The sequence below is a fragment of the Thermocrispum sp. genome (assembly GCF_002919275.1).
Taxonomy (GTDB): domain Bacteria; phylum Actinomycetota; class Actinomycetes; order Mycobacteriales; family Pseudonocardiaceae; genus Thermocrispum; species Thermocrispum agreste.
In genome coordinates, this window is sequence record NZ_PKFA01000002.1 from 23,074 (window position 1) to 37,064 (window position 13,991).

General features: G+C 67.8%; 10 protein-coding genes. All 10 read left to right on the top strand.

Features of this window, described 5'->3' with window-relative positions; genetic code table 11:
• Positions 1–7: 7 nt before the first annotated feature.
• The 10 genes from CXP56_RS00305 (at position 8) to rpoB (ending at position 13,950) form a co-directional block, all read left to right on the top strand.
• Positions 8–856: an MlaE family ABC transporter permease gene (locus tag CXP56_RS00305; RefSeq protein ID WP_051310089.1), complete on the top strand. Its 849-nt coding sequence runs from the start codon at positions 8–10 to the stop codon at positions 854–856.
• A complete protein-coding gene (locus tag CXP56_RS00310) occupies positions 853–2,325 on the top strand; it encodes an MCE family protein (RefSeq protein ID WP_028847371.1) in 1,473 nt (490 codons plus the stop codon). The genes CXP56_RS00305 and CXP56_RS00310 overlap by 4 nt, the downstream gene beginning before the upstream one ends.
• Positions 2,322–3,368, top strand: coding sequence for an MCE family protein (locus CXP56_RS00315; RefSeq protein WP_028847370.1), 1,047 nt, complete (start codon positions 2,322–2,324; stop codon positions 3,366–3,368). Before CXP56_RS00310 ends, CXP56_RS00315 begins: the two co-directional genes overlap by 4 nt.
• Positions 3,365–4,354, top strand: a complete 990-nt coding sequence (locus tag CXP56_RS00320) for an MCE family protein (RefSeq protein ID WP_028847369.1) — start codon at positions 3,365–3,367, stop codon at positions 4,352–4,354. The genes CXP56_RS00315 and CXP56_RS00320 overlap by 4 nt, the downstream gene beginning before the upstream one ends.
• Positions 4,351–5,523 (top strand): MCE family protein, encoded by a 1,173-nt coding sequence (locus tag CXP56_RS00325; RefSeq protein ID WP_028847368.1) that lies wholly within the window; start codon positions 4,351–4,353, stop codon positions 5,521–5,523. The genes CXP56_RS00320 and CXP56_RS00325 overlap by 4 nt, the downstream gene beginning before the upstream one ends.
• Positions 5,523–6,722 (top strand): MCE family protein, encoded by a 1,200-nt coding sequence (locus CXP56_RS00330; RefSeq protein WP_286899010.1) that lies wholly within the window; start codon positions 5,523–5,525, stop codon positions 6,720–6,722. The genes CXP56_RS00325 and CXP56_RS00330 overlap by 1 nt, the downstream gene beginning before the upstream one ends.
• A complete protein-coding gene (locus CXP56_RS00335; RefSeq protein ID WP_028847367.1) occupies positions 6,722–7,987 on the top strand; it encodes an MCE family protein in 1,266 nt (421 codons plus the stop codon). Before CXP56_RS00330 ends, CXP56_RS00335 begins: the two co-directional genes overlap by 1 nt.
• A 114-nt stretch (positions 7,988–8,101) precedes the next feature.
• Positions 8,102–8,758: a hypothetical protein gene (locus tag CXP56_RS00340; protein WP_286899011.1), complete on the top strand. Its 657-nt coding sequence runs from the start codon at positions 8,102–8,104 to the stop codon at positions 8,756–8,758.
• 6 nt (positions 8,759–8,764) lie between these two features.
• Positions 8,765–9,772, top strand: a complete 1,008-nt coding sequence (locus tag CXP56_RS00345; RefSeq protein WP_286899014.1) for a hypothetical protein — start codon at positions 8,765–8,767, stop codon at positions 9,770–9,772.
• Between the two features lie 698 nt (positions 9,773–10,470).
• Entirely contained in the window at positions 10,471–13,950 is a 3,480-nt protein-coding gene (gene rpoB / locus CXP56_RS00350; protein WP_286899017.1) for a DNA-directed RNA polymerase subunit beta, read from the top strand.
• The last annotated feature ends 41 nt before the right edge of the window (positions 13,951–13,991 follow it).

Here is a 13,991-nt window from a genome sequence, read left to right on the forward strand (position 1 = left end):
TGCGGCGATGTCGACACTGAACACCGTTGGGCGCACCGCACGCAGGGCGGTGCAGGTGCCGTTGAACAAGCTGGACGACCTGGGCGACCAGCTGTCGTTCTACATCCGTGCGCTGGCGTGGATCCCGAAGACGCTCGTGCGCTACACGCGCGAGGTGATGCGGATCCTGGCCGAGACGTTCTTCGGCAGCGGCGCGCTCGCGGTCATCGGCGGCACCGTCGGCGTCATGCTCGGCATGACGCTGTTCGTCGGCATCGTGGTCGGCCTGCAGGGCTACGCCGGCCTGGACCAGATCGGCGCCGCGGCGGTCTCCGGGTTCGTCTCGGCCTTCGTCAACACCCGTGAGGTGGCGCCGCTGGTGGCCGGCCTGGCGCTGTCCGCGACGGTGGGCGCGGGCTTCACCGCTCAGCTGGGCGCGATGCGGATCTCCGAGGAGATCGACGCGGTCGAGGTCATGGCCGTGCCCAGCCTGCCGTTCTTGGTGACCACCCGGATCATCGCGGGCTTTCTGGCCATCATCCCGCTGTACATCATCGGGCTGTTGGCCTCGTATCTCGGCTCCCGGCTGACCGTGACGTTGTTCTACGGCCAGTCGATTGGCACCTACGACCACTACTTCGAACAGTTCCTGCCGAAGGAAGACGTGTTCATCAGCTTCGCCAAGGTGCTGATCTTCGCGGTGTTCATCATCCTGGCGCACTGCTACTACGGCTACACCGCCTCCGGCGGGCCCGCGGGTGTCGGGGTCGCGGTCGGCAAGGCGGTGAAGACCACCATCGTGGTGGTCGCGCTGATGAACTTCTTCATCGGATTCGGCATCTGGGGTACCGACACGACGCTGAGGATCGCCGGATGAGCAGGGGATTGGGAACCGTGCTGAAGCGCCGACTGCTCGGCATCGGCTTCATCGTGATCGTGCTCGGACTGGTCGGCTTGAGCGTGGCGAGCCAGCAGCACGCGTTCCGGGACGTGGTGACGGTGAAGCTGGAGACCGACAAGGTCGGCAACCAGCTGGCGGTGAAGTCGGACGTCAAGGCGCGCGGGGTGTTCGTCGGGCACGTCGCCAAGATCACCCCGACCCCGGACGGCGCCGTCCTGGATCTGGCGCTGGACCCGGAGTACGCGGCGCAGCTGCCGAAGAACGCCACTGCGCGGATCATGCCGAAGACGCTGTTCGGTGAGCGCTACGTGCAGCTGTCCTTCCCGTCGCTGGACGGTCCGAAGATGTCCGAGGGCGACGTGATCACGCAGGATCGATCGAGCGCGGCGCTGGAGCTGGCGCAGTCGTTCGACAAGCTGCTCCCGGTGTTGCGCGCGGTGCAGCCGCAGAAGCTGAACAGCACGCTGACCGCCATCGCCAACGCGCTGGAGGGCCGCGGCGAGCAGCTCGGCGACACGCTGGTGGAGCTCGGCGAGTACATGGGCGAGCTGAACCCGGAGCTGCCCGAGCTACAGCAGAACCTGCAGGAGCTGGCCAAGTTCTCCGACAACCTGGAGGACGTCGCGCCCGAGCTGATCGACACGCTGGACAACATGCGCACCACGTCCGCCACGCTGGTGGACAAGCAGCGCAACCTCGACTCGCTGTACCGCACGCTGACCACCGCCTCGCGTGACCTGCAGGACTACCTCGAGGCCAACCGGAACAACATCGTCACGGTCAACAAGGTCAACAAGCGCACGCTGGCCATGCTGGCCAAGTACGCGCCGGAAGTGCCGTGCGTGACCAGTCAGATGGCGGAGGCGCTGCCGCTGCTGGACGCGGCGTTCGGCAAGGGCACCTCCACCCCCGGCCTGCGGGCCAAGGTGGTCATCGGGCCCGCGCAGGAGAAGTACAAGCCGGGCCAGGACGAGCCGGAGTTCGGCGGCATCGGCACCGACGAGCTGGGCAAGTACCGCGGGCCGTGGTGCGTCGACGTGCACCACGAGGACATCCCCAGCCCGCTGCCGATGCCGTACAAGTTCCTGCGGTTCGACGACGGCACCGACCCGGCGGGCGAACCCGATCCCCGCGCGCCGGAGTGGGACGCCGAGGGCCTGCCGTGCGACGTGGTGAACGTGTTCGGCAACAAGGTGCCGGAGCAGTGGCTGAAGGAGTGCAAGCCGGGCACCAAGCCGAAGGGCATGGCGGGCACCTACGACGCGAGCGGCGGTGGCGCCGCCCCGGCCGCCGCCGTGGCCGACGAGGTGAACACCCCGGCGGAGAACAACCTGCTCAGCCACCTGGTGAGCATCGAGACCGGCATGAAGCCCAACCAGATGCCCAGCTGGGGCAGCTTGCTGGTGGGTCCGCTCTACCGTGGAGCGGAGGTGGAGATCCGGTGAAGTCGGCGACCCATGTGACCGGTCCGCTGATCAAGCTGACCATCTTCGCGGTGATCACCGTGGTGACCACGGCGGTGCTCGGCATCAGCATCGCCAACATCAACATGAGCGGCACGGTGACCTACACGGCGCGGTTCTCCGACGCCACGCTGCTGCTGGAGAACGACGACGTCCGGATCGCCGGTGTGCGTGTCGGCCAGGTCACCGACGTGCGGGTGGCCGACCGCAACCAGGCCGAGGTGGAGTTCGAGGTGGACGCCGACCGGCGCCTGCCCAAGCAGACCATCGCCACCGTGCGGTACCGGAACCTGGTCGGCCAGCGCTACATCGCGCTCGACCCCGGCCCGCCGTCCGGCCGCGACGACTACCTGCCGACCGACGGCACCGGACGGATCCCGCTGGAGCAGACCCGGTCTGCTGTCGATCTCACCGAGCTGTTCAACGGGTTCAAGCCGCTGTTCACCGCGCTGTCGCCGAAGGACGTCAACCAGCTGTCCTACGAGATCGTGCAGGTGCTGCAGGGCGAGGGCGGCACGGTGGAGAACCTGCTGGCGCACACCGCGCAGCTGACCAACACGCTGGCCGACAAGGACCGGGTGATCGGCGAGCTGATCGACAACCTGAACTCGGTGCTGGACACCCTCAACGCCAAGGGCCCGCAGTTCCGGGAGACGGTCGACACGCTGCAGCAGCTGGTCTCCGGCCTGGCCGAGGACGCGGTGCCGATCGGTGACGCGGTGGAGTCGCTGGACGAGCTGGCCCGCACCACCGCGGGCTTCCTCGACGACACCCGCAAGCCGCTCAAGGACGACATCGCCGAGCTCGGCAGGGCCACGCGGCTGCTCAACCAGCACGAGGACAAGATCGAGCACTTCATCGTGTTCGGGCCGAAGAAGTACACCACGATCGGCCGCACCGCCAGCTACGGCTCCTGGTTCAACTTCTACGTCTGCGGCCTGGACATCACGGTGAAGGTGCCGGGCGGGCAGGAGATCCCGATCGAGACACCGCGCGCACCGCGAGAGAGGTGTGGCACGGCATGAAGTCGTTCCAGAAACGCAACCCGATCACCATCGCCGTGGTGGCGATCTCGGTGATCGCGATGGGTCTGGTGGCCGCGGCCAACGCCGACGACCTGCCGTTGATCGGCGCCGGGACGACCTACAGCGCCCAGTTCGAGGAGGCGGCCGGGCTCAAGCCGGGCAACGAGGTCCGCATCGCGGGCATCAAGGTCGGCAAGGTGGCCGACGTCGAGCTGGACGAGCAGAACCTGGTCCGGGTCACCTTCTACGTCAAGGACGCCTGGATGGGCGACCAGACCAGGGCGGACATCAAACTCAAGTCGCTGCTCGGGCAGAAGTTCCTGTCGCTGGAACCGGCCGGGACGAAGCCGCTGGATCCGAACGAGGTCATCCCGGTCGAGCGCACCACGTCGCCGTACGACGTGCTGGAGGCGTTCCGGGACCTGGCGCAGACCGTCGACGAGATCGACACCGACCAGCTGGCGCAGAGCTTCGACGTGCTGTCCGAGACGTTCCGCGACACCCCTCAGGAGCTGCGCGGTGCACTGACCGGCTTGTCCCGCCTGTCCGACACCATCGCCAAGCGGGACCGGCAGCTGGCCAAGCTGCTGGCCAACACCCGCGAGGTGTCCGACACGCTGGCCGACCGGGACGAGCAGCTGGTGAAGCTGATGCAGGACGGCAACGTGCTGCTGGCCGAGCTGAATCGGCGCAAGGCGGCCATCTCGGCCCTGCTGGAGAGCAGCCAGCAGCTGGCCGCTCAGCTCAACGGCCTGGTCGACGACAACGACAAGCAGCTGCGCCCGGTGCTGAAGGACCTCGACCGGCTCACCAGCCTGCTGCACCGCAACCGCAAGGCGCTCGGTGAGGGGATCGAGGCGTTCGCCCCGTTCGTCCGGCAGTTCAACAACGTGCTGGGCAACGGCCGGTGGTTCGACAACTACCTGTGCGGTTTCCTGCTGCCGCAAGCGGGGCCGCTGAACGAGGACGGGTGTGATCCGCGATGAGCCCGCAGACTCGTTTCGCAGCGCAACTGTGGCGCGGGATCGCGCTCGCCTGCGTGCTCGGCCTGGTGGTGGCCGGCGCGCTCTGGTGGACCCTCAAGGACGCCAACGTCCGCCGGGTGACCGCCTATTTCCCGTCGGCCATCGGCCTCTACGAGGGCAACAGCGTCCGGGTCCGTGGCGTTGCCATGGGCACGGTCGAGGAAGTGCTGCCGATGGGCGACCGGGTCAAGGTCACCATGACCTACGACCGCACCGTGCGGCTGCCCGCCGACGTGCAGGCGGTCATCGTTGCCCCGTCGCTGGTCAGTGACCGCTACGTCCAGTTCACTCCCCCGTACACCGGTGGGCCGACGCTGAAGGACAACGCGGTCATCGGCATGGAGCGCACCGCCGTCCCGCTCGAGATCGACGACCTGTACGAGACGCTGATCGAGGTCAGCGAGACGCTGGGGCCGAAGGGGGCGAACAAGGACGGCTCGCTGTCCCGGCTGCTGAAGACGGCGGCGGAGAACTTCAAGGACAACGGCAAGGCGCTCAACGCCACCATCGACAAGCTCGGCAAGGCGTCCGGCACGCTGGACGGCAACAAGGACGATTTGTTCGCCACCGTGACCAACCTGGCCAAGATCACCAAGACGTTCGCCGACAGCGACGCCGACATCCGCACGTTCGAGCAGCAGCTGGCCGAGGTCAGCGCGTTCCTGTCGGAGGAGCGGCACAACTTCCGCGAGACGGTGAAGGTGCTCGGCTCCACGCTGGCCAAGGTCAAGCGGTTCATCGACCAGAACAAGGACCGGTTGCGCAGCAACGTGGACAAGCTGGCCGAGGTGACCAAGACGCTGGTCGACCAGCGGGCGGCGCTGACCGAGATCCTGGACATCGCGCCGGTGGCGTTGGGCAACGTGATCAACGCCTACAACGGCAGCACCGGTGCACTGGACACCCGCTCGGACTTCAACGAGCTCGCCCAGCCGCCGCTGGTGATGATCTGCAACATCGTCAAGCAGGTGCCCGAGGCCGGCAAGCCGCTCGGTTCGCTGTGCGACAAGGTCGCGCCGCTGGGCGATGCGCTGCCCTCGGTCGGTTCGGTCATCAACTCGCTGCAGAAGGGCAAGATCCCGCCGCCGCTGCGGCAACTGCAGGCGATCCAGTACGGAGGTGGCCAGTGATGCGCATGCGACGTGCGCTGATCGCGCTGCTCGCCACGCTGGCCCTGGCGGCGACCGGGTGCAGCTCGTTCACCGGCATCTACGACCTGCCGCTGCCCGGCGGCGCCGACCTCGGCGAGGACCCGATCAGGGTGAAGATCCAGTTCCGGGACGTGCTGGACCTGGTGCCGCAGACCCACGTGAAGGTGAACGAGGTGCCGGTCGGCCGGGTGGAGAAGATCGACCTGGCCGACGACGGCTGGCACGCCGAGGTGACCGTGCTGCTCCGCAGGGACGCCGACATGCCCGCGAACAGCCTGGCCAACATCAAGCAGTCCAGCCTGCTCGGGGAGAAGTACATCGACCTGGTGCACCCGCCGCGGGGCACGGCGCGCGGTGAGCTGACCGACGGCTCGGTCATCCCGCTGTCCAGGACCAACCGCAACGTGGAGGTCGAGGAGATCCTGGGCGCACTGTCCATGCTGCTCAACGGCGGCGGCATCGAGCAGGTCAACACCATCACCAAGGAGCTGAACAAGACGCTCACCGGCAACGAGCCGGAGATCAAGGCGCTGCTGCACAACGCCAACACGCTGGTGCGCGGGCTGAACGGGCAGACCGACGACATCGACAGGGCGCTGCACAGCCTGAACCGGCTGAGCAAGACGCTGCGCAAGGACAAGCACGTGGTGGCCAAGGCGCTGGACGACCTGTCGCCCGGCATGAAGGTGCTGGTCGACCAGCGCAAGGACCTCACCCGCATGCTCAAGTCGCTGCGCAAGCTGTCCGAGGTGGCCACCGACACGCTGCAGCGCAGCCAGGACGACTTGATCGACAACCTCGAGTCGCTGCGGCCGATCCTGCAGAACCTGGCCGACGCGGAGGACCTGCCGCAGTCGCTGGAGCTGCTGGTGTCGTTCCCGTTCTCCGACGGCGCGGTGGAAGGCGCCAAGGGTGACTACTTCAACCTGTTCGCCCGGGTCAGCCTGGATCTGGAGGAGATCGTCAAGAACTTCCGGCGCAACCGCGGCCACCCGATGCCTGGGTTGCCGATCGTCAAGGACCTGCCCATGGCCGAAGGCGAGCTGCTGGATCCGAACCAGCTGCCGTTGCCGGACCTGGAAGTGCCGCAGATTCTGCCGGAGATCCCGATGGACGGGTCGGGCCCGCGCAGGCTGATCGAGTCGCTGACCGGCGCGCTGCCGATGGGGGGTCACTGATGCTCACCCGCAAGACCAAGCTGCAGCTGGTGGCGTTCGTGCTGATCAGCTGCACGGCGCTGGTGTACGCGCTGATCCGGTTCACCGACGTGGGCAAGGCGTTCGGCGATGCCGGCTACACGGTGGCGGTGCGCATGCCGGACACCGGTGGGGTGTTCCCCAACGGCGAGGTCACCTATCGCGGCGTCAAGGTCGGCCGGATCGGTGACATGCGGCTGACCGACACCGGGGTGGAGATCGACCTGAACATCGAACCGGACGCCCCGCCGATTCCCGCGGACGTGCAGGCGGTAGCGATGAACCGGTCCGCGGTCGGTGAGCAGCTGATCGACCTGCGGCCGCGCAAGGCAGGCGGGCCGTACCTGAAGAACGGGTCGGTCATCACCGACACCAAGCGGCCGCCGGGCACCGACGACGTGATCGAGGAGCTGACCGACCTCGCCGACTCGGTGCCGACGGACGCGCTGCGCACCGTGGTGAACGAGTCGTACGACGCGTTCGCCGGTGACTACGGCAAGGACCTGCAGGTGCTCATGGACACCTCCAGCGAGTTCGTCCGCGGTGCCCGGAAGAACCTGCCGGATCTGCGGCAGTTGCTGGAGTCCGGCAATCAGGTGCTCAGCACGCAGAACGAGGAGTTCGACCACGTGCGGTCGTTCGCCACCGACCTGCAGAAGGTGTCCGAGGCGCTGAAGGGATCCGACGAGGACCTGCGCAAGCTGATCGACCAGGTGCCGTCGTCGGCCACCCAGGTCAGCGAAGTGGTGGACGAGATCGGTCCTGGCCTCAGCCATGTGATCGCCAACCTGATCACCGTCGGGCGGATCGCCGGCACCCGGCTGGAGGGCCTGGAGCAGGCGTTCCTCACCTACCCGGCGCTGTCCGCGGGTGCGGTGACCATGCTGCGCGACAACAAGGGCGAGGCGCCGTTGGGGTTGACGCTGAACTTGTTCGACCCGCCCCCGTGCGTGAAGGGCTACGAGGGCACGGTCCGGCGCAAGGGCAGCGACATCACCAACGACCCGCCGTACAACAAGGACGCGTACTGTGCCGAGCCGAAGGGCAGCCCGATCAACGTGCGCGGTTCGCTGAACGCGCCGTACAACGGCATACCCGTGGGCGAGGCCACAGACGAGGAAGTCGCCGCCAACGCCAACCGCGACCAGGAATCGCTGGACTACCAGCGCCGTATGGACGGCCGCCCGGACCACCTCACCGTCAGCAAGACGGTGACGTCGTTCGGCGGCATGCTCGGGCTGGGGTGACCTCCCCCGAACGGGCGGAACGGTCGGCCGGGCAGGCGCACGGTGACCGCCATTGACGTCGAGAAAACAGGCACGGCCGTACCCTGATGCGGCAGCCGGAGCAGGGATTGAGGAATGACACACGACAGGACCGACGCCGACGGCGGGCGGCACGAGCCCGCCGGCGAGCCCGTCGACCCGGTCGCTGCGGACGGCGAGCGGACCGACCGGAAAGCCGGCCGGCGGATCCTGGTGGACAAGGCCGAGCGGCGGCCGGGGCCGTCCAGGACCGCGGTGTTCGTTGCGGGCGGGGTGGCGGTGGTCGCGCTGATCGCCGCCGTGGTCTTCGGAATCCTGTGGTGGACCACGACGTCGTCGACCGAGTACGAAGCGGCGCAGACCAGGCAGGCGGTGCTGGACACCGCACGCCGGGCGGTCGTGGCCTATTCCGCGTTCGACCACGCCAACCCGGACAAGGCCCGCCAAGCGCAGCGGGCGATGTCGACCGACGAGTTCAACGCGGCGACCGAGGCGGGGTGGCCGAACGCGCGCAAACTGATCGTCAAGGAGAAGCTCGACACCAGCGTCCAGATTCTCGACATCGGCATCGCCCGGCTCGAGCCGTCCACGGCCGAGGTCGTCGCCGCCGTGCACGCCAGCAAGATCAAGGACGGCAAGACGCTGGGGACGATCCCGCTTCGACTGGTCACCCAGCTTCGGCTGGTCGGTGACGAGTGGAAGGTGGACAACTTCGCCCCCGCCCCCAGCATCGCCAGCAGCGGATCGGAGTGACGACTCGTGCCCACACCACGTCGCCGTCCCAGCCCTTACCCGACGCGTCGCCCGTACGTCGCCGGGCGCCGCAAGCCCGGCGGGGGCAAGCCGAGCCCGCGGCCGCGGCCCGCGCCGTACTCGGCGCAGCTGGAGGACCTCACCGGCACCGAGGACACCGCTGCGCGCACCACCGAGGCGGTGGGCGCGGAGGAAACCCCCACCGTTGACGCCAAGGCCGCCGGGGCGAGCGCGGAGCCCGTCGAGGAGCAGGCGGCAGCCGAGGGAGCCGAACCGGAAGCCCGAGCCGCCGAGGTGGACGACCGAGCCGCCGAGCCGGCGGAACCGGAGCCACGCCGGGTGCCCCGGTCCAAGTCCAGGGACACCGGGAGGTTGCGGCCCACCAAGGAAGAGGACGTCGACACCACCGCTGAGCCTGCGAGCGTGCGGCCGGTCACTGCCCGCAAACAGCGGGAGTCCGGCAGCTCGCGGCGCGTGCCGTTCTGGACGGCCGTGGTGGCCGCGGTGGTGTTCGCCGCGTTCGCCGGCATCGCGGCGTGGCAGTACTACTCCGCGGCGGACCTGATCGGGAACAAAGCGCAGATCGATCCGATCACCACCAGCCAGGCCAAGAAGGAGATCGACGCGGCGGTCGAGACGCTGTTCACCTACGACTACCGCGACCTGGACGGCCGCGACGACGAGGTGAACGAGCTGCTGGCGTCGGACAAGCTGCGCAAGCAGTTCGCCACGCTCAACTGCGCGATCCAGAAGCAGGCGCCGAAGCAGAAGACGGTGTCGGCGACCAAGGTGTCCTACAGCGCGGTCACCGCGCTGACCGACGACACCGCGCGCGCCATCGTGTTCGTGGAGAACATGTGGGAGCGCAAGTCCGCGGGGCAGACCGAGAAGAGCTCCGGCTCGCTCGCCGTGACGGCCCGGCTGGTGGACGACCAGTGGAAGATCGCCGACCTGGAGATCCACGGCGGTGACACCGGCGAGGATCCGGAAGTTCCGCAGGGGTGCCGCGAGTAGGTCGGTGGCTGCTTGTGGGGTGGCGGCCGGTGGTGGTTGCCCTGGCGGGGGTCCGGAGGTTCTGTAGGGGTGCCGCGAGTGGGTCGGTGGCTGCTTGTGGGGTGGCGGCCCGTGGCGTTTGCTCCGGCGGGCAGGCCGGAGGCGGCCCGCGCAGGGCGGCTGGCAGCTACTGACATCCGCAGGGAATTGGTGCGGGGAGAGGCGGCCCGCGCAGGGCGGCTGGCAGAAGCCCCGGCCACGCGGTCGGTGGAGTCCGTCGCGGCTGCCGGGAGCCGCACCAGGCGGCCGCCCCAGGCCGGCTGAGGCGGCCACACGTTGCGACAATCGCAGGCGGCCGGACGGGTGGCCGGTGGGGACGCGTGTCGTCACTGTGTGTGATCAACACCAAACCGAGCTCGACTGATGAGACGTACGGCGTCCCCGGCCTGACGTGCTACGCTTTGGGCACGGAAGCGGTTACGGCAGGCCGTGCGGACGGGCCGTCGAGTTTCGAAGCCACGCGGGTGTGGAGCTTCCTCGACAGAGCCGCTGTGACCAGCTAGACTGAGTTGTTGCGCTGCCCGCTGTCATGCTGCCTCAAGCAGGGCGTTAAGATAGTTGGTACACCCGCACCGTGACCAGTTGCGTTCCTCTTCGGCTTGCTCCTGTAGAGGTCAACGCTGCTGCTCAACCGCTTTCTGTCCCCGGAAGGACGCATCTTGGCAGTCTCTCCCGCGAATCAGGCCACTGCTGCGACCACATCGGAGATTCCTGGAGCCCCGCGACGAGTTTCGTTCGCCAAAATCCACGAGCCACTCACCCTGCCCGACCTGCTTGACGTCCAAAAGCGGTCGTTCGAGTGGTTCGTCGGCAGCGACGAGTGGTACCAGCGTCGCGTCGAGGAAGGCGAGGAGAACCCCGTCGGCGGCCTCGAGGAGGTCCTCAACGAGATCTCGCCGATCGAGGACTTCTCCGGCTCGATGTCGCTGTCCTTTTCCGACCCGCGCTTCGACGAGGTGAAGGCCTCCGTCGAGGAGTGCAAGGACAAGGACATGACGTACGCGGCTCCGCTGTTCGTCACCGCGGAGTTCGTCAACAACAACACCGGTGAGATCAAGTCGCAGACGGTCTTCATGGGCGACTTCCCGGTGATGACCGAGCGCGGCACCTTCATCATCAACGGCACCGAGCGTGTCGTGGTGTCGCAGCTGGTCCGGTCCCCCGGCGTCTACTTCGATCAGGCGATCGACAAGACGACGGACAAGGATGTCTTCAGCGTCAAGATCATCCCGAGCCGCGGCGCGTGGCTGGAGTTCGACGTCGACAAGCGCGACACCGTCGGCGTCCGCATCGACCGCAAGCGCCGCCAGCCGGTGACCGTGCTGCTGAAGGCGCTCGGCTGGACCAACGAGCAGATCCGGGAGCGCTTCGGCTTCTCCGAGACGCTCATGGCGACCCTGGAGAAGGACCACACCACCACGCAGGACGAGGCGCTGCTGGACATCTACCGCAAGCTGCGTCCGGGTGAGCCGCCCACCAAGGAGTCGGCGCAGACGCTGCTGGAGAACCTGTTCTTCAAGACCAAGCGGTACGACCTCGCCCGGGTGGGCCGGTACAAGATCAACAAGAAGCTCGGCCTCGAGCTGCCGTACGGCGACGGCACGCTGACCGAGGACGACATCGTCACCACGATCGAGTACCTGGTGCGGCTGCACGCCGGCGAGCAGAAGTTCACCGCGCCCAACGGGCAGGAGCTGCCGGTCGAGACCGACGACATCGACCACTTCGGCAACCGCCGGGTGCGCACGGTCGGCGAGCTGATCCAGAACCAGGTCCGGGTCGGCCTGTCCCGCATGGAGCGGGTCGTGCGCGAGCGGATGACCACGCAGGACGTCGAGGCCATCACGCCGCAGACGCTGATCAACATCCGCCCGGTGGTGGCGGCGATCCGCGAGTTCTTCGGCACCTCGCAGCTGTCCCAGTTCATGGACCAGAACAACCCGCTGGCCGGCCTGACCCACAAGCGCAGGCTGAACTCGCTCGGCCCGGGTGGTCTGTCCCGTGAGCGGGCGGGCATGGAGGTCCGCGACGTGCACCCGAGCCACTACGGCCGGATGTGCCCGATCGAGACCCCGGAAGGCCCGAACATCGGCCTGATCGGCTCGCTGTGCTCGTACGCGCGGGTCAACCCGTTCGGCTTCATCGAGACCCCGTACCGCAAGGTGGTCAACGGCCGGGTCACCGACCAGGTCGACTATCTGACCGCGGACGAGGAGGACCGTTACGTCAAGGCCCAGGCGAACGCCAAGGTCGACGAGAACGGCTACTTCGTCGAGGAGAAGGTGCTGGGCCGCCGCAAGGGCGGTGAGGTCGAGCTGATCGACCCGATGGAGATCGACTACATGGACGTCTCGCCGCGCCAGATGGTGTCGGTGGCGACGGCCATGATCCCGTTCCTGGAGCACGACGACGCCAACCGCGCGCTGATGGGCGCCAACATGCAGCGGCAGGCCGTGCCGCTGCTGCGCAGCGAGGCGCCGCTGGTCGGCACCGGCATGGAGCTGCGTGCCGCGGTGGACGCCGGTGACGTCATCCAGGCCGAGCAGGCGGGTGTGGTCGAGGAGGTCTCCGCGGACCTGATCACGATCATGCACGACGACGGCTCGCGGAAGAGCTACGGACTGTACAAGTTCCGGCGCTCCAACCAGGGCACCTGCATCAACCACAAGCCGATCGTCAGCGAAGGCCAGCGGGTGGAGAAGGGCCAGGTCATCGCGGACGGGCCGTCGACGCAGAACGGCGAGATGGCGCTCGGCAAGAACCTGCTCGTGGCGATCATGCCGTGGGAGGGCCACAACTACGAGGACGCCATCGTCATCTCCGAGCGGCTGGTGCGCGACGACATCCTGACCTCGATCCACATCGAGGAGCACGAGATCGACGCGCGCGACACCAAGCTGGGCGCCGAGGAGATCACCAGGGACATCCCGAACGTCTCCGAGGACGTTCTCGCCGACCTGGACGAGCGCGGCATCGTGCGCATCGGTGCGGAGGTCACGGCGGGCGACATCCTGGTCGGTAAGGTCACGCCGAAGGGTGAGACCGAGCTGACCCCGGAGGAGCGCCTGCTGCGCGCGATCTTCGGCGAGAAGGCCCGCGAGGTTCGGGACACCTCGCTGAAGGTGCCGCACGGCGAGACCGGCAAGGTGATCGGCGTCCGGGTGTTCTCCCGCGAGGAGGACGACGAGCTGCCGCCGGGCGTCAACCAGCTGGTCCGCGTCTACGTGGCGAAGAAGTCGAAGATTCAGCCGGGTGACAAGCTGGCGGGCCGGCACGGCAACAAGGGCGTCATCGGCAAGATCCTGCCGGTCGAGGACATGCCGTTCATGGAGGACGGCACCCCGGTCGACGTGGTGCTGAACACCCACGGTGTGCCGCGCCGGATGAACATCGGCCAGATCATGGAGCTGCACCTCGGGTGGCTGGCCTCGCAGGGCTGGAAGGTCGAGGGCAACCCGGAGTGGGCCAAGGACCTCAAGCCCGAGCTGCGCGAGGTCGAGCCGGGCACCAACACCGCGACCCCGGTGTTCGACGGTGCCAGCGAGGAAGTCATCACCGGACTGCTGGGATGCACCAAGCCCAACCGCGACGGCGAGCGCCTGGTCGGCACCGACGGCAAGGCGCGGCTGTTCGACGGGCGCTCCGGCGAGCCGTTCCCGGAGCCGGTCGCGGTCGGCTACATGTACATCCTGAAGCTGCACCACATGATCGACGACAAGATCCACGCTCGGTCGACCGGGCCGTACTCGATGATCACCCAGCAGCCGCTGGGTGGTAAGGCCCAGTTCGGCGGTCAGCGGTTCGGCGAGATGGAGTGCTGGGCCATGCAGGCCTACGGCGCCGCCTACTCGCTGCAGGAACTGCTGACGATCAAGTCGGACGACGTGGTAGGCCGCGTCAAGGTGTACGAGGCGATCGTCAAGGGGGAGAACATCCCCGAGCCAGGCATCCCGGAGTCGTTCAAGGTGCTGCTCAAGGAGCTGCAATCGCTGTGCCTCAACGTCGAGGTGCTGTCTTCGGACGGGGCCGCCATCGAGATGCGCGACTCCGAGGACGAGGACCTGGAGCGGGCCGCGGCGAACCTGGGCATCAACCTCAACCGCCCGGAATCGCCGTCGGTCGACGACGTCATGCACTGACAAGCCCCTAGCCGCTACAACCCACCAGGGAAGAAGGAACG

Bases quoted from the DNA above. Each gene is read 5' to 3' on its own strand.
- CXP56_RS00305 (WP_051310089.1), top strand. From the start codon at position 8: ATGTCGACACTGAACACCGTTGGGCGCACCGCACGCAGGGCGGTGCAG.
- CXP56_RS00310 (WP_028847371.1), top strand. From the start codon at position 853: ATGAGCAGGGGATTGGGAACCGTGCTGAAGCGCCGACTGCTCGGCATC.
- CXP56_RS00320 (WP_028847369.1), top strand. From the start codon at position 3,365: ATGAAGTCGTTCCAGAAACGCAACCCGATCACCATCGCCGTGGTGGCG.
- CXP56_RS00325 (WP_028847368.1), top strand. From the start codon at position 4,351: ATGAGCCCGCAGACTCGTTTCGCAGCGCAACTGTGGCGCGGGATCGCG.
- CXP56_RS00330 (WP_286899010.1), top strand. From the start codon at position 5,523: ATGCGCATGCGACGTGCGCTGATCGCGCTGCTCGCCACGCTGGCCCTG.
- CXP56_RS00335 (WP_028847367.1), top strand. From the start codon at position 6,722: ATGCTCACCCGCAAGACCAAGCTGCAGCTGGTGGCGTTCGTGCTGATC.
- CXP56_RS00340 (WP_286899011.1), top strand. From the start codon at position 8,102: ATGACACACGACAGGACCGACGCCGACGGCGGGCGGCACGAGCCCGCC.